This window comes from Sulfitobacter sediminis (assembly GCF_040811725.1).
Taxonomy (GTDB): Bacteria; Pseudomonadota; Alphaproteobacteria; order Rhodobacterales; family Rhodobacteraceae; genus Sulfitobacter; species Sulfitobacter sediminis.
This window is the reverse complement of the sequence record NZ_JBFNXX010000014.1, coordinates 17,774-38,159: the sequence shown is the minus strand read 5'-3', so window position 1 is coordinate 38,159 and position 20,386 is coordinate 17,774. Positions and strand designations below refer to the sequence as shown.

Sequence of the window (20,386 nt, the reverse complement as noted above, 5' to 3'; positions counted from 1 at the left end):
GTCAAACCCTCCTTAAAGCTCGCGCCGCAGGTTCACGACCCGCAACAGCCCGGTGATGACGACCGCCATGACCACGGTCAGGATCACGCCCACGACGGCAGCGAAGGCCCATTTGAGCGATCCCACCTGCGTGACGATGATATTGCCCAAGAGGTTCACCTTGCGCCCCGAGAGCGCCGAGGCGGTGGCGAACTCGCCCAGCACCATGACCGACACAAAAATCGCGCCCACGACGACACCCGGCAGGCTGAGCGGGAAGATGATCGTGCGGAAGATCGTCCATGCCGAGGCGCCGAGATCACGCGCAGCCTCGATCAGGCTCTCGTCGATCCGCGCCAGCATGAAGGCGATGGGCCCGACCATGAAGACAACGTAAATCTGCACCATACCGATGATCACCGACAACTCGGTAAAGAGAAGCACCTCGATCGGTTGATCAATGATTCCAGCGCTTTGAAGCAGGATGTTGATGGCCCCTTCCTTACCCAGCATCGGGCGCCAGGCCAGCACGCGGATCAGGAAGGACGTCCAGAACGGAATGACGCAAGCCACCAGAAGGATCGTCTGGGTGGTCTTGTTGCGCACGAACTGCCCGATGAAAAGCGCTGCCGGGTATCCGATCAGCAGCGTCAGGAAGAGCACTGTAAGCCAGATGCGCAGCGTGCGCAGCAGCGCCCCGAAATAGGTCTCGGAGGCAAAGAAGGTTTCCCAGCTTTTCGTGGTCAGCGTCGAGTTGATCGAAAAAGTCGTCTGCGTCCAGAAACTGACGTAGACCATCATCAGCAACGGCACGACCAGGAACAGAACCATCCACAGCACGCCGGGTGCCAGCAGCAGGTAATGCCGGTTGCGGGCCCAGAAGCTTTCGCCATGTGCCTGTGCTGCCGGGCTTACCGTCGTCTCCGTATTCGCAGCGACCATCATGCGGCTCCCTTGACCTTGACCGGCGGGATGAGCCCCCCGTCGGCATCGTAAAACAGCGTATCCGCAGCGTTCCAGTTCAGGGTCACTTCTTGCCCTGCCTCGAAGACCTCAGGGTCGGAAGAGCTGAGATGCCTCTCGACCTCGACCATGCCCCCGCTGGCGCGGCGGAAGAAATAAACGACCTTCGATCCCATGAACTCGCTTGCCACGAAGGTTGCCTTGATCGCGGCGCCCTCGTCCGGCTTTGCATCGCCCTTGAGGATCACCGCCTTGTCGAAGTGCACGGCGGCACTTTCGGCCCGAACTCCCGGCGGCACCGGCAGCCGCAAATCGCCGCTGGTGAAAACGCCGCCCTCGGACGTGCCGGAAAAGACGTTGTACGCATTCAGGAACCGGGCCACGCGCACCGTGGCGGGCGTGTCAAACACCACGTCCGGCGCATCGATCTGCACCGCACGACCGTCATCCAGAACGATCATCCGGTCGCCCATGGCGATGGCCTCGCTCTCGTTGCCGGTTACGTGGAAGAAGGTCACCCCAAGCGCCTCGCGGATCTTGCGCAGCTCGATCGTCATGCGTTCGCGCAGGTTCGCGTCCAGCGCGCCGAGCGGCTCGTCCAGCAGGCAAACCTTCGGTTGGGTAATCAGCGTGCGGGCCAGAGAGACCCGCTGCTTCTGCCCGCCGGAAATTTGCCCCACCATGCGCCCGCCAAGACCCTCGAGGCCGACAAGCTCCAGCATCTCGGCCACGCGGCGGCGCACCTCGGCGCCGTCGGTCACGGGGTCGATCAACCGGTTCACAAGGCCGAAGCCCACGTTGTCCTCTACCGTCATGTGGGGGAAAAGCGCGTAATTCTGTTGAACAAAGCCAAGGCCGCGCGTGTGTGTCGGTCGATAGGTCACGTCCTCGCCATTGAGCAGGATCTGCCCCCCATCAGGCCGGTCCAGCCCCGCCATCAGCCGCAGCAAGGTCGTCTTGCCGGACCCGGATGGCCCCAGCAGCGTCAGATACTCGTCATCCTCCACTGCAAGCGACAGGTCGACGATGGCAGGCTTGCCGTCAAAGGATTTCGACAGGCTCTTAAGCTCCATCATGTGGGCGCTTCCCCCTTTGTTCAGGCCGAGTCAGATCGCTCCATCTGCCAGCTAAATTCTGCTTATTGTCCACAAGAGTCAAAAATTTTATTCGGATTCTGCACCATTTGAGCATTTTCCCGGTATACGAGCGCATGCAGCCGACAATTTGTGCAAATAAAAATGACTTTTGTCTGCGAAGTGCGGTAATCATCTGAAAGAGCCAACTGGGGACCGCCGTTCGGGCGATTCGAGAATGCCATGGAGAATCACAGCCAGAGCCACGAGGAAGGCCCTGCGCGGCCCGCCCCGCATTACGTCGAGATCAAGACGGTCCTCGAAGCGGCGATTGCCTGCGGCAAACTCCCGGAAGGCACCATCCTGACCGAAGGGGCCGTTGCGAAACTCTTCGGAACCAGCCGAACGCCGGTGCGGACAGCGTTCAGCCATATGCTCGATGACAACCAGCTTCGCCGGTTCGACGGTCGCGGCTTTGTCGTCGGCGGCCAGACCGGCCCCGAACCCCAGAGGCGGCGTCTGACCTCCGCGATGCTCGGCCTTGATCCCGAGGAACGCAAGGAACCCAAGCCCGACTCGGCCGAGCTTATCGCACACAGTTTTCAGACCAGCCTCACCAATGCCCTGCCCTTCGGCATGTACCGCATCAACGAACAGGCCGCCGCCGATCATTTCGGCGTCAGCCGGAACATCGTGCGCGATCTGCTGGGCCGTTTTCGCGACCGGGGCCTTGTCCGCAAGGATCTGCGGTCGCATTGGGTGGTGGGGCCGCTCACGGCGCGCGATGTCTCGCATTTCTTCGCCATCCGCGCCAAGCTCGAACCGCTCGCGCTGCTCGAAAGCGCGCCGCTCACCCCTTCGAGCGAGATCGAACGCATGCGCGCGGCCCTCGACACCGCGCTGAAAAATCCCGCTGCGATGGGTACCGCAACGTACGAGGCGCTTGAGCAGGACATGCATGTCCGACTGCTGGAAAACAGCCCCAATCCGCATCTTCTGCGCATGGTCGGCCAGACCCAGCTTGCCCTCGTCGTAAACAGCATCTTTGCGGCCAACATCGGCGCCAGCCCCTTCGGGATCGCCCTGCGCGAACACGAGATGATCCTCGAATTCATCATACGCGGCTCTCATGGGGCAGCCGCGCAAAGTCTGGAGGAACATATACGGCTGTCTGCGGAACGGACACGGCAACGGCTCATAGCAATCTCCGTCTTTCCGCATCCGGACCTGCCGCGCTACCTGCAGCGGCATACGCCCTGAGACGACGCTTCATCGGCGCAATCGCGTTTTCCCACTTGCGCACGAGGTAATTGTGCTCGTTCATCACAGCGTCCCATACCCGCACGCGCGACATGCGCGACAGGTAGTCCCCGCCTTCCCGCCGCTCGCCCGCCTGGAAAACCACCCGCCCTTCGGCGTCCTGGATGGCACCGCGCGCTGGTTTGCCATCGTACCAGAAATCCCACTCATCTTCCGACAGATGCGGTCGCACCGCCTCGGGGTTGGCCATATATGCCCCGGACCGCGCCATCATCGCCCCCGGCCTGCCGTCAAGCCACCAGTTCAGATAGGCATAGGCGGTATCGGTGGCATGGGCCTCCATCACCGATGACAGGGCCAGCCCGCCGAACCAGCCGCGATAGCCCTCCTTGGGCGTGACCATCGCGGCTGCGGTGCCCTCGCTGCGCAGCCTGCAAAAGCCCGACCACCACATCGACCCAATCCTCGGACCCTCCTTCTGGAACGCCGACACCGCTTCCGCCTCGTCGAACCAGATACAGTCAAAAAACCCTTCTTCGACGCGTTTCTGCAAAAGCGTGGTCAGCGCGTCGATATCCTCCAGCGTCAGATCGCCCAGGTGCGATGCACTCAAATCCCCCTGCGCCATCAGCCCAAGCGCCATGTCCAGCGCCCCGATGGCCGCATCGGCCTGCAGCACGACACGCCCCTGCCACTGCGGATCAAGCAGCGCCGCCCAGCTTGTGACGCTCTCTGCCTCGACGCCCACGACGGCAAAGCTGTCGGCGTTGTGCACGGTCGGCAACATGCTGATCCGCTCCGAGGGCGTATCGCCCAGCGTCCCGTCGAGTTGCACGAAAAGCCGCTTCGACGGATCACCCCCCGCGGGCCGTGGCAGATCGGGACGCAGACGGCCAGTCTTGGGCAGCGCGTTGATCTCGTCCCAACGGTCGATGCGCGCGATGTCGATGGATCGGATGGAGCCGGTGGGCCAGATGAGGTCGATGTCGTGAAACCACTGGTCATAGACATCGAAACTGCCGGGGTTCAGCGCGCCCTGCCGCTGTGCCTCCGTCCCGTCGCGGGTGATGAACTGCAGCTTGATGCCAAGGTCTTCCTCAGCGGCCCGCTGGAGCGCCCCGGTCTGCGTGACCGAGGTGCCCAGAACGCGAAGTGGGGCGCGCGGGCGGTGAACAGCCGGGGCTGCCATGGCCGTAGTGCCGCGCGCCCGCGCCATCAGCTTAGCGCACCGCGAATGCGGTCCATCAAAGCCGCCCGGTCGGCCCGTGCCTGAAGTGCCGTGGGCATGTCGACCTCGACGAACTTCACCGGCGTATGAGGCTGCAACTGTCCGATTAGGTCCATGTCGGCCGAGATCACCGTGCCGATCATGAAATACCCGCCGCCAGACACGGCGTCACGGTGCAGCACGATGGGCTCTGTACCGCCCGGCACCTGCACGGAGCCATAGGGATAGCAGCCGTCCACGATGTTCGACGGGTCCGAGCCCGCCCCGAAGGGCTGTTCGCGCTCCACGAACTCCAGCGGATTGCCCCCGCGGAAGCGATAGCCCATGCGGTCAGCCTCGGGCGCAACCTTCCACTCGTCGTCGAAGAACCCCTTCTGCGCCTTCTCGGTGATCCGGTGCCAATAAAGGCCGGGCAAGACGCGCAATTCCACCGGGCTGCCGGGATTGCGGCGCAGATCGGCTGAGACGGTTGCCCCAACCTTCCTGCCACCCCCCTTGCCCAGCGGCAGGCTGTCGTTCGCCGCGATGGCGCGCCCCTCGACCCCGCCCAGCGCACCGATCGCATAGGTAGAACGCGAGCCCAGCGCGGGTGGCGTGTCGATGCCCCCGGAGATGGCAATATAGGCCCGTGCGCCCGCCTTGAGATAGCCGAAGCCCAGCTTCTGCCCCGCCTTCACTTGCAAGGCGGTCCAGCCCGGCTGTTCCTCGTCGTCGATGAAGATGGGCAGTTCGGCACCGGTTACGGCGACGGTAGCATCCTCGGTGAATTCCAGCTCCGGCCCCATGAAGACTGCCTCAAGCCCCGCCGCGCCTTCATCGTTGCCGACAAGGAGGTTCGCCGTGCGCAGCGCCATGCGGTCCATCGCGCCGCCGATGGGGATGCCGAGGTGAAAATAACCGGGGCGGCCCATGTCCTGAATGGTGGTCAGAAGACCGGGTTTGATGACGTTAACCGGCATTGAGCGCCTCCATCAGCTTGGCATTGTTGCCGTCCACATCCGCGTTCCAGGCATCCAGGTCGAAATCCACCTCGACGATCTTGGGGGTGTAGGTGCCCGCCTCCACCTCGGCGACGATCCGGTCGTATTCCTCGCGCCCGATGGGATTCCATTTCACGATGTCACCGGGCTTGAAGAAGACCATGAAGTCCTTGAGGTAGCTGATCTTTTGCTCCGGATCGTAGATCGGCATCGGCGTGATCCCGAACATCTGGTAGCCCCCTGCCCCACGCACCGAGTAGATGCAGGAGAAACAGCCACCGTAGCCCACCGTCAGCTTGGGCGTATCGGTGCGGGGCCGCAGGTACTTGGGCACCTGCAACTGCCGTTCGCGCTCCACCAGCTGGTAAAGGAAGGGCAGGCCCGAGACGAAGCCCACCATCGACACGAACCATGGGTTCGAGTGATGCGCCTCGATGAACGCCTCGGCGCTGTCGAAACCGTTGATACGGGCCGCGTAGTCGAGATCGGTCCCGTTCGGGTCCTGATGCCGCTCGCGGAAGCGCATCAGCGTCTCGTGGGTCCAGGGGTCCTGATAGTAGACGGGGATCTCGATGATCCGCGTGGTGATGCTTTTCTCAGCGTTCTCCGCCGCCCCTTCGAGCTTTTTCAGCTCTGCCAGCATGTCGTCGGGTGCGATTTGGTCGGGGTCGAACTTGATCTGGAACGACGCGTTCGCGGGGCAAATCTCGGTCACGCCCTTGATCTTGCTGTCGCGCACGGCGTTCGTCATCGAGAGCGACTTGAAGAACGCGTCGAGCGACATCTCCTCGTCCACTTCGACGAAGATGTGCTCGTCGCCGCCGAATGAATATCTGGTCTTCATCGTGTGCTTGCCTCCTTGCCGCCGGCGCGGCCTTTGGGTCTGTCTGGCCCTTTCGCAGGACCGGTGTTCAGAACAGAGCCCGCTTCACGCGGGCTCGATCTCGGCTGTTTCCAGCCATTTCTCGAGGTAGGCGGTGTTCGCCTCTCCCGCGATCACCGTGGGATCGTTCGCCAATGCCTTGAACAGCGGCAGCGTCGTCTTGAGCCCCTCAAGCTTCATCGTCTCAAGGGCGCGGCGCAGCTTTGCCAATGCCGCAGGGCGGTCCTCGGCGTGCACGATCAGCTTGCCCAGAAGCGAGTCGTAGAAAGGCGGGATCGCGTAACCCTCGAAGAGCATCGTATCGAAGCGCACGTCCTCGGGCACATGCATGGCCCCGGTCACGCCGGGAAACGGCATGAAGTTGTTCGCCGCATCCTCGGCGTTCACACGCACCTCGATGGCGTGGCCATTGATGTCGAGTGCGTCCTGTTCGATGGACAGCGGCGCGCCGAAACAGACCCGGATCATCTCCTGCACAAGGTCAACGCCGGTGATCATCTCGGTGACGGGATGTTCCACCTGGATGCGGGTGTTCATCTCCATGAAGTAGAATTCATCGCGCGCAGGCTCGTAGAGGAACTCCAGCGTCCCCGCGCCACGGTAATTCACGGCCTCCGCCAGCCGCACCGAGGCCGCGCAGACGTGATCGCGTGCGGATTGCGACAGCTCGGCGCAGGGCGCTTCCTCCCAGACCTTCTGGCGGCGGCGCTGGAGCGAGCATTCCCGCTCGAAAAGATGCACCGCGCGGGTGCCGTCACCCATGATCTGCACCTCGACATGGCGGGCGTCGGTGACCATCCGCTCGATATAGAGCGCGCCGTCCCCGAAGGCCGCTTTCGCCTCCGAGCTTGCCTGCGGGATCAGCTTGGCAAGCTCATCGTCGCTGTTCGCGACCCGAATGCCACGCCCCCCGCCCCCGGCGGAGGCCTTGATCATCACCGGATAGCCAATCTCCCCGGCGACCTTCAAAGCGTCATCGACCGAAGCAATCGCCCCCTTGCTGCCCGGCGCAATCGGCACACCCGCCGCAATCGCCGCATCCCGCGCGGCCACCTTGTCGCCCATGCGCGAGATCGTGTCGGCGTCCGGCCCGACAAAGATCATCCCCGCATCCGCCACCGCGCGGGCAAATCGCGCGTTCTCGGACAGAAATCCGTAACCGGGATGAACGGCGTCGGCGCCCGCGTCCTTGGCGGCGGCGACCACCTTATCGACGTCGAGGTAGGATTTCGTCGCGGCGGCCGGGCCGATATCGACCGCGCGGTCGGCAAGGCGGACCGCCAGCATGTCCGTATCCGCTTCCGAATGCGCCTGCACGACGGTCATCCCCAGCGCCTTGGCCGCGCGGTTCACCCTGACTGCGATCTCGCCCCGGTTGGCGATGAACAATGTCTTGCCGCTCAGGTCCATTCAGTCGAGCTCCACCAGCACCGCACCTGCTGTCACCGGCTCTTCGTCCCCCACCGAGAAGCGGGCGTTGCTGCCACTGACCTCGGCCTTGACCTCGTGAAAGGTCTTCATGACCTCGACCAGCCCGATTGTGTCGCCCGCGTTGATATCGCCGCCATCTTCAACAAATGGCGGCTGGTCGGGCGCGGGTTTGCGATAAAAGGTGCCGGGCAACGGCGATTGGATTTGCTTGGACACTGTGTCGTTCCTTCTTTCTGAAAAAATGGCGGCAGCGGCGCTCAGCCCGCGCTTGGCGGGGCGATGGTCACCCCGTTGGCGACAAGCGTGTCGCGAATGGCGGTACCGATGGCGAGCGCGCCGGGCGTGTCGGAGTGAAAGCAGATCGACTCGAAGGGAATCTCGATATCATCCCCATCGACCGTGGTGACCTTGCCTTCCTTGCAAGCGCGCAGGCACTTGTCTGCCACCTCCTGTGGATCGAGCTTGCGCATCTTGCGGGCAAAGACGATGGAGCCGGAGTTGTCGTAGTCGCGGTCGGCGTAGAACTCCCGGATCACCGGCTGCCCCGCCTCGGTCGCGATGCGGTAGGTCTCGGACACGGACATGCAGTAGAGAAACAGCTCGGGACCCGTCTTTTGCAGCGCCTCGACCAGCTGGCGGGACAATTCGGGATCGGATGCCGCCGTCATGTAAAGCGCGCCATGCGGCTTTACATGCTGCAGCGGGATACCGTGGCGCTTGCCGAATTCGCGCATCGCGCCGGTCTGGTAGATGATGTCGTTCACCAGCTCCTCGGGCCGTGCCGCGATGGTACGCCGCCCGAACCCCTGCAAATCCTGATAGCCCGGATGCGCGCCAAGACCGACGCCATGCTCAGCTGCCATCTTGGCGACTGCATCCATCTGGTTGGGATCGCCCGCGTGATACCCGGTTGCCACGTTGGCCGAACTGATGAGCGGCATCAGCGCCGAGTCCGGCGCGTCGCCGTAGCTCCAGTGGCCAAAGCCCTCACCCATGTCGCAATTCAGATCGACCGTCGAACGATACATCCCACTACCCCCAGTGAATGCCTAACCCCGGGTAACGTGCAGCCGATTCAAAGGAATAAAAAGTTCTTTTTTCTGTGGTTGTGATATCAGTTTTTCTGATATTTGTCACAAAGCCGCGTTCGGAGAAGATCAGCATTGTCCTATAACCTACGGCACCTGAAGTACTTTATCGCGACAGCCGAACTCGGCCAGGTCAGCCGCGCCGCCATCGAATTGTCGGTCTCCCAGTCTGCCGTCACCGCCGCCGTGCGCGAATTGGAGGCAGTCCTGGGCGCGCAGCTATTCATCCGTTCCGCCCATGGCATGACCCTGACAGAGGCGGGCCGCCGGTTTCTCGCCTCCGGTTACGAAATCGTCGCCAAGGTCGAGGAGAGCCTGCGCACCTCGGATACCGTCGGCCTGCAAGGTGAGCTGAGCCTCGCGGCCACTTACACTGTGATCGGCTACTTCCTGCCCGTCCACCTCGAACGTCTGGGCCGGGTCATGCCCGATGTGACGCTCAAGGTCGCCGAGATGACTCGGCAGACGCTTGAGACAGCCCTGCTCGAAGGCCGCATCGAAATCGCCGTGGCGCTCACGTCGAACATCTCCAACCCCGATCTGGCGAAGGAAACGCTGCTCAGTTCGCCGCGCAGGCTGTGGTTGCCGCCGCGCCACCGCTTTGCGGGGCGGGAAGACCTGGACCTCAAGGATGTGGCGGAAGAGCCCTATGTGATGCTTACCGTAGACGAGGCTGCCCATACGGCCATGCGGTACTGGGGCCATAGCACCTCGCATCCCAACGTCGTTCTGCGCACCTCCTCCATCGAAGCGGTGCGCAGCATGGTCGCCAACGGTCAGGGCGTGTCGATCCTGTCCGACATGGTCTACCGCCCCTGGTCGCTGGAGGGACGCAGGATCGAGGTGGCGGACCTGCGCGTGGACATCCCGCCCATGGACGTGGGCCTCGTCTGGCGCAAGGACGCGACCTTCACCCCGGTGATGACCGCCTTCCGCGACTACTTCCGCGGCCTCTTCGGCACACCGCAGAGCGCACTGGGGGCACTGCGGGCACCCTGAGTTACCTCGGAAATGCCCGCAGGGACCTTGCATCAACTCCAGTGCGCCACTGACCGGCTCTCGAAGCTCTCGCGGAACTGTTGCGTCGAATTCGGCATCAGCTCCCCCGTCCCCCAATCAAGCACCACCGCATAGCGACGTACCGCGTCCATCTCGTCGATCTCGCCATCCTTGTACATTTGCGAGACCTTCGCGGGGTCCATCCGCGCCCAGTCCTTGCGATGCGCCCGGATGTGCGCGCGCGCCTTCTCGGTCGCCGCCGCGTCGATACGGTAGTCGAGCATGTCCGCATCGACCACCTCGATCACCACGCCGTAGTCCTTTTCGGCACGGTCCACCGAGACGTATTCGTCGATGACGTCTTCCAGCACGGCCTTCGGATCGCGCTCCAGCGGATCGCCAAAGCCGCCGCCGCCCGCCGTGGGCCGGGTGAACCGATCCCCGCTCTTGATCTTGTAGTTGGAAAAGACCGAGCCGAGCCATTTCTCCTCGCCCGTATCGGAATGCTCGATCATGAGCCCGTGCGGCATCGACGGCAATCCACCCTCGATTCCCCAGACCACGGCCCTTTCCCGGTCGCAGATGTAGGAGATCACAGTGTTTTCCGCCTCCAGCAGGGTCGATCCCTTGATCACCCCCGCGCCGCCGCGCCATTTGCCCGGTCCGGGGCTGTCCTGCTTGATCTGGAATTCGTCCGCCCGTGTCGGATTGACCCGTTCGTTCCCCTCCGAGGGCTGAGACATCAGGCCGGTGCCAAAGCAGGCGGTGGTCACGTCGCTGCCGTCCTTGCCGTTGCGCCCGCCCCAGCCACCGGGGAGCCATTCGTAAAACATGTAAATGGGCTTTTCCGGCTTGCGCAGGTCGTTGCCGCCCGCCAGCAGGTATTCGAGGTTGAAGGCACAGGCGATGGCCCGCTCCGGCATGATCTTGGACCACATCTCGAAAATCGCGTTCATGATCTTCTCGAAGGGCATCAGGAAACCGGTCACGGCCACCGGCCATTCCGCGCTCACCACCGACCCCTTCGGAGCCTTGATCTCGACCATGCGGTAGAACCCGCTGTTGAGCGGCAGATCCGGAAAGAAGGTCTTCATCCCCGCCACCACGGCTGAGAATGTCGCCCCGTGCGCCGAGTTGTAGATCGAAGAGATCGTCGGATGGCTGCCCTCGAAATCATAGACGATCTGGTCGCCCTTGATCGTCATCTTGACGTGGATTGGGATCATGCCCTCCCCGCCACCGGGATCGCGGTCGATGTAGTCGACCGCCTCCCAGGTGCCGTCCGGCAGGGCCGCGATGCGCTGGCGCACGGCGCGTTCGACGTAGTCCTGCACCTCGTTCATGCCCTGCAACACCTGCCCGCGCCCGTACTTGGCGACCAGCCGCTGAATCTCGCGCTCGGCCACCTGCGTGGCCTGGGCCTGGGAATGGATATCCCCGATGATCGAGCCGGGATCGCGGGTGTTCGCCGCGATCATGTTCGCGACGTCCGAACAGAACTTGCCCTTGTGGAACAGCCGGATGGGCGTGATGCGCACCGCCTCGCCGAACATCTCGTGGGCGGCCACGTTGAACGAGCCGGGGACAGAGCCGCCGAGGTCGGACCAGTGGCCGTTCGACTGCGAGAACCCGATCAGGGTTTCCTCATCAAAGATCGGCCGGATCAGGCGCACGTCGCTGAAGTGCGTCCCGCCCGCGTAAGGGTCGTTGATCGCATAGACGTCGCCCGGATACATATCCCCCTCGAAGACGCGGATCACGTCCTTGCAGGTGTAATGCAGCGTGCCGACGTGCACCGCGATATCGGCGTTCCCCTGGGCCACGCAATTGCCGTCGGCATCGTGCAGCGCGTTCGAGAAATCCCGGTTGTAGATCACGAAGGAATAGCAGGTGCGCAGCATCTGTTCGGCCATCTGGTCGACCGAGGTGATGAAGGAGTTCTTGAGAACCTCGAAAGTGACCGGGTCCAGCTCCTGTTGCTTGGTGGTGTTCATGGCTCAGTCCTTCACGCGGATGTGGATGTTCATGTACTGATCGACAGAGGCCTTCGATCCCGGCGGCACGACGGTCGTCGAATCCACCTGCTCGATGATCGCAGGCCCGGTCAGCTCCGCCCCCGCCTTGAAAAGCGCACGGTCGTAGACATTCGTTTTGTGGCCCTTCCCATCGAACCAGACCTCGCGCGTGCCCTGTGCCTCCGGCGTGTGCTGCTTGACTTCGAATGAGGGGAAGTCGGCCTTGGGCACCACGCCCGTCGCCTTGACCGCCACACGGAAGATGCTGACCGGCGCCTCGTCCCGGCGGAAGTTGTACTCCCGCTCGTGCTGGGCATGGAAGGCCTCGATCAGGTCGCCGGTACTGGTGATCTTGGCCGGTGCCGGAACGGAGAGCGAGCGCCATTGGCCCATGTACATCATCTCGATCGTGCGCTGCAGCACGGTATCCTCCGGCCCCACATCCTCGTGGCGCAGCCGCTCCACCGCCTCTTTCTCGATGCGCTGGAAGGCCTCTTCGAGATCCTCGGGCCTGGTCGAGGCCGCGTCGGCCATGAAACTGTCGGAAAAGTCGTGCTGGATATCGACCAGCAGGCAGCCCATCGCCGAGGTCACGCCGGGGTTCGGCGGCACGATCACAACAGGGATCGACAGCTCTTTCGCCACCGCCGCACCATGCAGCGCCCCTGCCCCGCCAAAGGCGATCAGTGCAAAGTCGCGCGGGTCATGCCCCCGCGCGATGGACAAAAGTCGCACGGCGTTGGCCATGTTGGCATTGGCCACGTCGATGACCGCCTCCGCCGCCTCGTGCAGCTCCATCCCGAAAGGTTCGGCCACCGTCTCCCTGACGGCCTTCTCGGCGAGTGCCGCATCCAGCGTGATGTCCCCGCCCGCCAGCGATGTACCAAGGCGCCCCAGAACGAGGTTCGCGTCGCTGTTCGTCGCCACCTCGTTGCCGTTGCCGTAGCAGGCAGGCCCCGGATTGGCCCCTGCCGACTGCGGCCCGTTGCGCAAACTGCCGCCCTCGTCCTGCCAGGCGAGCGAGCCGCCGCCCGCGCCGATGGTCATCACCTCGATGGAGGGGAACCGGATCGGGTAGCCGAATTCGATGTACCAGTCCTTGGTCACCGTCGAATTTCCCTGGTAGGCCAGCGATACGTCCGTACTGGTCCCGCCCATGTCGAAGCCGATGGAATTGGGATAGCCGCAGAGGTTGCCGATGAACCGGCTGGCAATGGCCCCCGCCGCGATACCCGATCCTGCGAGACGCGCGGCGAAATCCTTGACACTCGCCGGCGTCATCACGCCCCCACCCGAATGCAGCAGCAGCAGGTCGCGGGTGTACCCCCCCTCTGACAGCTTGTCGTTCAGCCGCGAGACATAGTCGACTACCACCGGCGACACCGCCGCGTTCACCATCGTCGTCGAGAACCGCTCATGCTCGAATATCTCCGGCATGATCTGCGACGAGATCGAGATGTTCACGTCCGGCATGACCTCCTGAAGGATTTCCTTCATGCGGATTTCATTCTTGGCATTGGCGTAGGAGTTGATGAAACACACCGCGATGGCCTTGACCTCGCGCTTCTTCAGTATCTCCGCCACCCGCCGGGCGTCCGCCTCATCGAGTTCCTGCAGCATCTTGCCCGCCGCATCCACGCGCTCCTTCACGGTCAGCCGGTCACGGCGCGGAATGTAGGGTTTGGCCACATCCTTGTAGGTGTCCCAAAGGTCCTCCTTGTTGGAGCGCCGGATTTCCACCACGTCGCGGAAGCCTTCGGTACAGACCATCGCCGTCCGCGGCAGGCGCCGGGTGATCAGCGCGTTCGTCGCCACGGTCGTTCCGTGCGAGAACATCGTCACATCCGCCAGATCGACCTTCGCGTCATCGACCCCCGTCAGGATCGCCCGCATCGGGTCATCCGGGGTGGACGGTGTCTTTTCGATACGAATTTGGCCGGTGTCTTCATCCATGATGCATACGTCGGTGAAGGTGCCACCGACATCGACTGCAACGCGTGTCTTGGTCATGTTCCGTTCCTGTTGCTGAATGCGCGCCCGTCCCGTCACCGGGCGAGACGCGTCTTTTTGTGGTTTGCCAATGCGCGCGCGAACCGCCGCGCGCGAGAAATCAATGCTCCCTTTTCGTCTCACCCCGGCTCTGCCGCCGGGTATCGGTCGGCGTGCAGCCGAACCGTTTCTTGTAATGCTTGCAGAACTGCGCCTGGTCGTAGAACCCCCACTCCAGCGCGATGCTGGCCACGCTCGAGGTATCGTTGGCGGCCTTCAGCGCCTCGTCGCAGCGGGTCAGCCGCTCATCGCGGATGTAGCCGATCACCGACAGGTCGTTCTCCGCAAAAAGCTGCTGCAGGTAGCGCTGCGAGATCCCGCAGGATTCCGCGACCAGTTCAGAGGACAGCCGCGGGTTCTTCAGATTGTCCCGGATGAACTGCTCGGCCCGCTGCAGATGCGCCGAGCGGATGGTGGAGGACGCGCTGCTGAGGAGGCGGTCATCACTGCGCATCGCCAGACACAGAAGCTCCAGCAACTGCTGCCCGGCAAGCTCGCGCGCCGCATCTGGGATGACATCGATATTGTCGATGGTGTTGCGCACTGCACCGGCGAAGTAGGCCCCCACCCCGCTTGTCGCATCAAAGGTCAGCGCCCCCAGCCGGTCCGTGGCGCCCAGCCGCGCCCGCACGCTGGCGGTGGGCACCTTCAGCACCCACAGCTTGTTGCGCCGCGCGTGCCAGAACTCGTAGGGCATGTCGCCCCGCTCCACGAGAAAGCCGCCAGGGCTGCATTTCGTACTGCGCGCCGCCTGCTTGAAATGCACATCTCCCCGATGCGGGATCGTGATCAGCAGGCTGCTGTCCTTTTCATTGGCGAAATCCGTGCGCCTGCGGTGATAGAGCACCCCGTCGCATTCCATGTCGGACAGCCCGAGAATACCCAGCGACCACGATCTCAACTCGCCCCGGAACTCGGCCGTGTTGTGACATTCGGCGGAGAGCGGGAAGTACGTTCTGGACAGCGTCTCCGCCCAGACGCGGTTCTTGTCCTCCGCCGCGCAGTCTCCGGTGGAAAAATACATCTCATCACTCCGTCATGGCGGCGGCCCCGTCAGAACCCCCGTCTGCCAGTTGCATCTATACTACCCGGCCTCCCGCTTCTTTCTTGTCGGAATGCGCACCAAATTTTTCCCACCGGCGCTCTGGCGCCGCTCAGCCCCTGCGTGCCTCCAGGAACTCAACCTCGACAAAAGCAAAGGCACCATCGTTGGCGTTGATCACGTCATGCTCGACGCCAAGCTCACGGTAATAGGGCACGCCCTTCTGCAGATGCGCCTGCGTGATGTTCCCCGCGCCATCCGATATCTCGAGCACCCCGTCCTGCAGGGGCACGACCAGATAATCGTATTCATGCCGATGCCATCCGGTGTTGTCGCCCCGCTCGGCAAACCGCCATTCCGTGACCCGCGTCCGCGCGTTGTCAATCAGCACCGTCGGCACCGCGGCCCCACCCAAGGCATTCGCGCACATAGCTCCCCCACCTCTCCTGCGTTCGCGATCAACTCGCGTCTTGGGCAGGCTAGCACCAGCCCCCGCATCAGGCAAAGTCCTTTGCCAAGGCAAAGCATCACATGAATGGTCTCCGGTCAGCCAGGGCCCGTCAGCCCCCCGAACCATGCTCGGATCAAACAAGAACTGCTTCTGGCTGATCTGGCGGTACTGTCAGACGAATGCGAACCAATCTCCACAAGGACAGTAACGCTGTCCGTCTTGCCGCGCAGAGACCGCACCACTCGGCCAGGGGGGCGGAACGTCTCGCTTGGAGAGGTCTTTTTTCGAGAAGCTACGGTGCCGGTTGAAATGGTTGAAGATGAAGGCGTGAACGGAAACGAATTTCTGCAAAATTCGCATGCGGCGAAATCTCTGCCTCGCCCGTTCGCGTTGTCGAAATGGCAAATGCGCGCTCTCAACCCTGTTGTTGAGCCAACGGCCACATGCCGGCAGATCGGCGCAGCCGGTTTCCAGAAGCGCAGCCTTGCAGGAAGGGAATCGTTCAGTGAACAGAATCTCGGGTCGCCCGTACCGACGCACCAATTTCCTCAGCATTTTCAATTTGGCACACTTGTTTCTTCGCCTCGTCACGACGCTCTGCAGGACTTCGCCTTAGTTCTCGACAGCTCGCCAGAGGTAATGACGTTCACCATTGATCTTCACGAAAAGCACGTCGATATGCCACTGCCATCGAGAGAAAGCACGCAACTGTTGAACCCGCCTGCGCCGGATCTCGTATGCGAACATCGACCCGAAGCGCTTCCACCAGAAGCGGAAAGTTTCATGGCTGACGTCGATGCCCCGCACCTGCACTTCTCAGAGCGACCTACCGAAAAAAGCAGGCAGTTTGAGGCGCCTTGAAGCTTACATCACCGCCCAACTCGCCACATCCGATGCCAGCAGATCGGCGCCACCCGATGCCGGCAGCAGAGTTTTGGCGGCAGTCTGCCCTGCCCCTTTGGCATTCAGGAACCAATCGCACAATGCCTTGCAGTCCGGGCTGACTTCGCTCGCGATCCCCCCGGTGAATTCAAGGAAGGCTGCCCTGTTCAATGCGTTGATGCCCACGAGCACGGGAATATCCAGCTCCAGCGCCAGTGCGATCACCGGGCGAAAGCCGCGCCCTTCCGCTTTGTGCTTGCCAAATTTGTTGACAATCAGACAGTCGATATCGCGATGCAGGCTGGCGCTTACCGCACCAACGGCTTCTTCCAAAGCGCCGGGATCGAGGCGGCAACCTCTTGAAGCCGACCCGAGGGCTTGTGAAATGCGGAACACCGGGCCTTTGGGCAGGACCATCACATCCATGTCGCAGGGGCCCGCGTCGGCACGCTCGGTGTTGATCTGGACCGTGCCGCAGGGGCGCAGGCCACGAGCCAGCAGCGATTGCGCGAAACGATAGAGCAACAGATCGGTATCTCCCCGGCCTGGTGCCATGGTGTAGGCGATATTCATTGCAGCGATCCTCATCTTTGACAAAACGGTTGAAACTCGACCAGCGCCCCTTCGGGCAAGCTGTCGGTGTCTGAGGGCAGCAGGATGAATCCCTCCGCCTCCGGCAGGCCGGCGACACGGCCGGAATGGGTTGCATCCTCGACCTGCACGATGTCGCGGCCCACGCTGTCCACGCCCGCGACCTTCGCAAGACGCAGCTCGCAGCGACCCGGCCTGCGGCGCAAAGGTCGGTCGGTCACGACAAACCGGCGCCGTGGCTGCCAATCATCCTGGTTTGAAAGGGCCGCAAGGATAGCAGGGCCGAAAATGGTCCACGTCAGGTAGGCGGAAAGCGGGTTTCCCGGAAGCCCCAGCCACAGCGCGGACTCGAGTTGCCCGAAGGAAACGGGCTTGCCCGGCTTGACAGCCACACCGCTAAAGACGATCCGGGCGCCGAGATCAGCGAGTGCCGCTTTGACATGATCCTCTTCGCCGACCGAGATGCCACCGGTCGTGATGACGAGATCGGCTGTCGCGGCAAGTTCTGTAATTTGTGCGCGCAAGGCATCACGACTGTCAGCGCCTCGATGGGTAGAACATTCTGCCCCTCCTGTTTCCGAGATCGCAGAGAAAAGCATCGGCGTGTTCACGTCCCGGATACCGGCGCGGCTGAGAGCAGTGCCCGCCCGTGCAACCTCGTCCCCTGTCACCAGCAGCGCAATTCGAACCGGCCGACTGACGCGGACGCGACTCGCCCCCGCGGCGGCGCAGGCGGCGATGTCCCGGGCGCCGAGCCGACGCCCCTCCGGCACGATCATCTGACCTTTCGTCATGTCTTCCCCCGCGCGCCGGACATGAGCGCCTGCGAAGGCCGCATGGTCGACCCGAATGGTATCGCCATCCCTGTGAACGTGTTCCTGCATCACCACCGCGTCCGCGCCATAGGGCATCGGCGCGCCGGTAAATATCTGAATCGCAGCGCCTTTCTCGAACACCGGGCAAGTGGCCTGGCCTGCCGCGATACGCCCCTTGATCGGCAGCGTCCAGGGTCCGGCTCCAAGTAAATCACCGGTACGGATCGCATACCCATCCATCGCCGCATTGTCGAAGGGCGGCACGTGACCCTCGGCACGCACCGATTGCGCGAGAACGCGGCCGCTGGCCGAGCCAACCGCGACGGTCTCGTGCCCTGTAGCCGGTGATGCTTCGCGCGCGATACGGGACAGCGCCTCGTCGATCGAGATCAGGTGCGCGGCGACTTCGTCGCATCCGCATCCCGCTTCGACAAATCTCTGGATCATGGTCATTATTGCGCCTCCGGTACGGGCGTCCTGCCCGGTGCTTCAGATTTCTTCGGTTGCATCCAGGCCTCGGCGTTCCTGCATGTGGTCTTTCATGATCCGTAGATCCTCTTTCGTCAGCCGGGTGCGTGCGATCGGCAGAATGATCGCGTTCTCCAGCACGAGGTGTCGCCGTGCATGCCGGGCAAACTCCGTCAGAACGGTGCTGGCCTCAGGGGTCAGTTCGCGCCCTTGTGCCTTGATCAGCGCAACAACTGCTGGCGCGTCGGCAATGGCGTGGCCGTGATCCGAGGTCAGCCTGTCGATCACCTTGTCGATCTCTTCCTCCGGGTCGCAGCGTTCCAGCATCATCGGGAACAGGTCGATCTGTTCATCCTGCAGATGGTGCGGCAACTGCTCCTGCAGGAAGTCCAGTATCGTGGCGCGTTCCTCCGCGCTGATGGCCACCAGATCCACCAGCCTGTCGATCAGCGCGCAGACCTCCCGTTCGCGCATGTGATCCTCGGCGATGAAGTCCAGCGGGTTGCCGATCCTGTTTTTTTTTGCCGTTTCGCCGCGTGGCGACCGTACGTTTTCTCCCTTTGCCTTTTTCATGGCCTGTCCTCCCGATCAGGCTGCGTCCAACTCGGCCCCCTGGATGTCAGCGGCGTCGATCAACTCCTTGACAAAGGCTTTGGCCGACGTTGCCCAACGCGCCTTTTCCAACGCCAGTGCGATCTTCTCCCGGACGGCGTCGAAGGGCAGCACCTGGCCGAGAGCGACCGCATCCATCCGGACGATGTGAAAGCCGTGCCGCGTCAGGACCGGGGCGGGCGTGATCTGCCCTTCGGACAGGGTCCGCAAGACCGCCTCGAACTCGGGCACCGTATCACCCGGTCCGAGCTGGCCCAAAGCACCGCCCGACGTCTTGGACCCACAGTCGCTCTCGCGCGCGGCGAGTGCCGCAAAGCGCTTTGGTTCGCCCACGGCAAGCTCTGCCAAGGCCGTCGCACGGCGTTCGGCCTGTTCGCGGGCCGCCCTATCCTTGGGGTCGCAAGCGATCAGGATATGGGACACTTCCCAAAGCGGCGGTGTGCGAAACCGGGCGGGATCCCGCTCCCATTCGATGCGGATCTCCGTCTTGGAGGGAGCTGCGACATTCACCGCTGTTTCGAGAAGGCCCCGGATCAGGGCCTCCTCCTCGGTCTCGAAGCGGCCCGGGCCGACTTCGTCTGGTTCCGTGGCGATCCCGCGGGACCGGGCCTCCTGCAACAGCAATGTGCGGATCGCGATGGCGCGTGCCGCCTTGCGCCAGGCAATCCCGGGCTTGCCCTTGGGCGCGTCGTGGTTCTGTGTCTCGGCGGCGACCAACGCATGCGGCACCAATTCGCCGTTGACGATCAGATCGGGGAAGAGAGATGCGTTCATGTCCCTCACTCCGCCGGGGTCGGGGCAACGTTGCCGCCCGGTTTGGTTGACGTGGCACGCGAGATCGTAGCCCCTTTGCGTGTCGGCAGCGGCTTGCGGCGGCGCGAGCGGACGATCTGGTAGCCCGGCCGCAACAGGTACCGGAACGGCGCTGCGAAGCCCGAGATCATGTGCACCAGCCGCGTGAAAGGGAACAGTGCGGTGATGATCAGGCCGAGGAAGATGTGCAGCTTGTAGAGCCAGTGCACGTCTACGACGGTCAGCCAGGCATTGACGTTCCAGGTCACAATGCTCTGCGACCAGTTCATGAAGCGGACCATTTCCGAGCCGTCCATGTGCTGCAGCGTCTGGGTAATGGTCAAAAGTCCGATGACAAGCTGCAACCAGATCAGCAGCATGATGATGATGTCGGGATAGCTCGAGGTTTGGCGAATTCGCGCATCGGCAAGTCGCCGATGCAGCAGCATCGTCGCCCCGATCAGGGCGGCGATACCGGCAGGTCCGCCGATGATGACCGCCATCCATTGCTTGAGCCAGTAGGGAACGCCCAAGGCGTCGAGTACCCAGACCGGCGTGAAGAGCCCAACGAGATGTCCGAAGAAGATCGTTATGATGCCAACGTGGAAAAGGACCGACCCCCAGATGAGCTGCTTGCGGCGCAAAAGCTGGCTGGAAGACGATTTCCAGGTGAAAGGATCGCGCTCGTAACGCGCGATGGAGCCCACCACGAGGATGGTCAACGCAGCGTAAGGCATGATGCCGAAGATGATGAAATCGATATCGAGATTGGGGAACATGGCTCT

The 20,386-nt window shown here is 62.9% G+C and carries 19 protein-coding genes and 1 pseudogene; 2 read left to right on the top strand and 18 right to left on the bottom strand.

Going from position 1 to position 20,386, the window contains the following annotated elements; all coding sequences use genetic code 11:
- Nucleotides 1-12: 12 nt before the first annotated feature.
- Nucleotides 13-924 (bottom strand): ABC transporter permease, encoded by a 912-nt coding sequence (locus tag AB2B41_RS16855; protein WP_367878984.1) that lies wholly within the window; start codon nucleotides 922-924, stop codon nucleotides 13-15.
- Nucleotides 921-2,018, bottom strand: coding sequence for an ABC transporter ATP-binding protein (locus AB2B41_RS16850; protein ID WP_367878983.1), 1,098 nt, complete (start codon nucleotides 2,016-2,018; stop codon nucleotides 921-923). Before AB2B41_RS16850 ends, AB2B41_RS16855 begins: the two co-directional genes overlap by 4 nt.
- 240 nt (nucleotides 2,019-2,258) lie before the next feature.
- Here AB2B41_RS16850 and AB2B41_RS16845 point away from each other — a divergent pair, with 240 nt between their 5' ends.
- Entirely contained in the window at nucleotides 2,259-3,275 is a 1,017-nt protein-coding gene (locus AB2B41_RS16845) for a GntR family transcriptional regulator (protein ID WP_367878982.1), read from the top strand.
- On the opposite strand, the gene AB2B41_RS16840 is transcribed toward AB2B41_RS16845, so the two are convergent.
- The 6 genes from AB2B41_RS16840 to pxpA form a co-directional block, all read right to left on the bottom strand.
- A complete protein-coding gene (locus tag AB2B41_RS16840) occupies nucleotides 3,211-4,491 on the bottom strand; it encodes an ABC transporter substrate-binding protein (RefSeq protein WP_367878981.1) in 1,281 nt (426 codons plus the stop codon). The two genes, AB2B41_RS16845 and AB2B41_RS16840, sit on opposite strands and share 65 nt — an antisense overlap.
- The gene (locus tag AB2B41_RS16835) at nucleotides 4,491-5,462 is read right to left on the bottom strand and encodes a 5-oxoprolinase subunit C family protein (RefSeq protein WP_367878980.1); all 972 of its coding nucleotides are present in this window, start codon (nucleotides 5,460-5,462) and stop codon (nucleotides 4,491-4,493) included. Before AB2B41_RS16835 ends, AB2B41_RS16840 begins: the two co-directional genes overlap by 1 nt.
- Nucleotides 5,452-6,327 (bottom strand): 5-oxoprolinase subunit B family protein, encoded by an 876-nt coding sequence (locus tag AB2B41_RS16830; RefSeq protein ID WP_367878979.1) that lies wholly within the window; start codon nucleotides 6,325-6,327, stop codon nucleotides 5,452-5,454. The genes AB2B41_RS16835 and AB2B41_RS16830 overlap by 11 nt, the downstream gene beginning before the upstream one ends.
- Before the next feature lie 84 nt (nucleotides 6,328-6,411).
- Complete coding sequence (locus tag AB2B41_RS16825) at nucleotides 6,412-7,770, bottom strand: acetyl-CoA carboxylase biotin carboxylase subunit (protein WP_367879052.1); 1,359 nt, start codon at nucleotides 7,768-7,770, stop codon at nucleotides 6,412-6,414.
- Nucleotides 7,771-7,776: 6 nt separating this feature from the next.
- Nucleotides 7,777-8,013 carry an acetyl-CoA carboxylase gene (locus AB2B41_RS16820; protein ID WP_367878978.1) on the bottom strand — a complete coding sequence of 79 codons (237 nt, stop codon included), beginning with the start codon at nucleotides 8,011-8,013 and terminating at the stop codon, nucleotides 7,777-7,779.
- A 41-nt stretch (nucleotides 8,014-8,054) separates the two neighbouring features.
- Nucleotides 8,055-8,825, bottom strand: a complete 771-nt coding sequence (pxpA, locus tag AB2B41_RS16815) for a 5-oxoprolinase subunit PxpA (RefSeq protein ID WP_367878977.1) — start codon at nucleotides 8,823-8,825, stop codon at nucleotides 8,055-8,057.
- A gap of 135 nt (nucleotides 8,826-8,960) precedes the next feature.
- Between pxpA and AB2B41_RS16810 the strand changes: the two genes are divergently transcribed.
- Complete coding sequence (locus AB2B41_RS16810; RefSeq protein ID WP_367878976.1) at nucleotides 8,961-9,884, top strand: LysR family transcriptional regulator; 924 nt, start codon at nucleotides 8,961-8,963, stop codon at nucleotides 9,882-9,884.
- A 32-nt stretch (nucleotides 9,885-9,916) separates the two neighbouring features.
- On the opposite strand, the gene AB2B41_RS16805 is transcribed toward AB2B41_RS16810, so the two are convergent.
- The 10 genes and pseudogenes from AB2B41_RS16805 to narI form a co-directional block, all read right to left on the bottom strand.
- Nucleotides 9,917-11,878, bottom strand: coding sequence for a hydantoinase B/oxoprolinase family protein (locus AB2B41_RS16805; RefSeq protein WP_367878975.1), 1,962 nt, complete (start codon nucleotides 11,876-11,878; stop codon nucleotides 9,917-9,919).
- 3 nt (nucleotides 11,879-11,881) lie between these two features.
- A complete protein-coding gene (locus AB2B41_RS16800) occupies nucleotides 11,882-13,909 on the bottom strand; it encodes a hydantoinase/oxoprolinase family protein (RefSeq protein ID WP_367878974.1) in 2,028 nt (675 codons plus the stop codon).
- 100 nt (nucleotides 13,910-14,009) lie between these two features.
- Nucleotides 14,010-14,972, bottom strand: coding sequence for an AraC-like ligand-binding domain-containing protein (locus tag AB2B41_RS16795; protein ID WP_367878973.1), 963 nt, complete (start codon nucleotides 14,970-14,972; stop codon nucleotides 14,010-14,012).
- Between the two features lie 130 nt (nucleotides 14,973-15,102).
- Entirely contained in the window at nucleotides 15,103-15,420 is a 318-nt protein-coding gene (locus AB2B41_RS16790; protein WP_367878972.1) for a cupin domain-containing protein, read from the bottom strand.
- Between the two features lie 244 nt (nucleotides 15,421-15,664).
- Nucleotides 15,665-16,245 (bottom strand): annotated as a pseudogene (locus AB2B41_RS23885) (DDE-type integrase/transposase/recombinase); the annotation flags it as partial.
- Nucleotides 16,246-16,305: 60 nt separating this feature from the next.
- On the bottom strand, nucleotides 16,306-16,896 hold the full coding sequence (locus AB2B41_RS16780; RefSeq protein WP_367878970.1) for a DUF2478 domain-containing protein: 591 nt from the start codon (nucleotides 16,894-16,896) through the stop codon (nucleotides 16,306-16,308).
- Nucleotides 16,897-16,907: 11 nt separating this feature from the next.
- Entirely contained in the window at nucleotides 16,908-18,176 is a 1,269-nt protein-coding gene (locus AB2B41_RS16775; protein ID WP_367878969.1) for a molybdopterin molybdotransferase MoeA, read from the bottom strand.
- Nucleotides 18,177-18,218: 42 nt separating this feature from the next.
- Nucleotides 18,219-18,770, bottom strand: coding sequence for a hemerythrin domain-containing protein (locus AB2B41_RS16770; protein ID WP_367878968.1), 552 nt, complete (start codon nucleotides 18,768-18,770; stop codon nucleotides 18,219-18,221).
- A gap of 15 nt (nucleotides 18,771-18,785) precedes the next feature.
- A complete protein-coding gene (locus tag AB2B41_RS16765) occupies nucleotides 18,786-19,583 on the bottom strand; it encodes a peptidylprolyl isomerase (RefSeq protein ID WP_367878967.1) in 798 nt (265 codons plus the stop codon).
- A 5-nt stretch (nucleotides 19,584-19,588) separates the two neighbouring features.
- Nucleotides 19,589-20,380: a respiratory nitrate reductase subunit gamma gene (gene narI, locus AB2B41_RS16760; RefSeq protein ID WP_367878966.1), complete on the bottom strand. Its 792-nt coding sequence runs from the start codon at nucleotides 20,378-20,380 to the stop codon at nucleotides 19,589-19,591.
- Nucleotides 20,381-20,386: the final 6 nt, after the last annotated feature.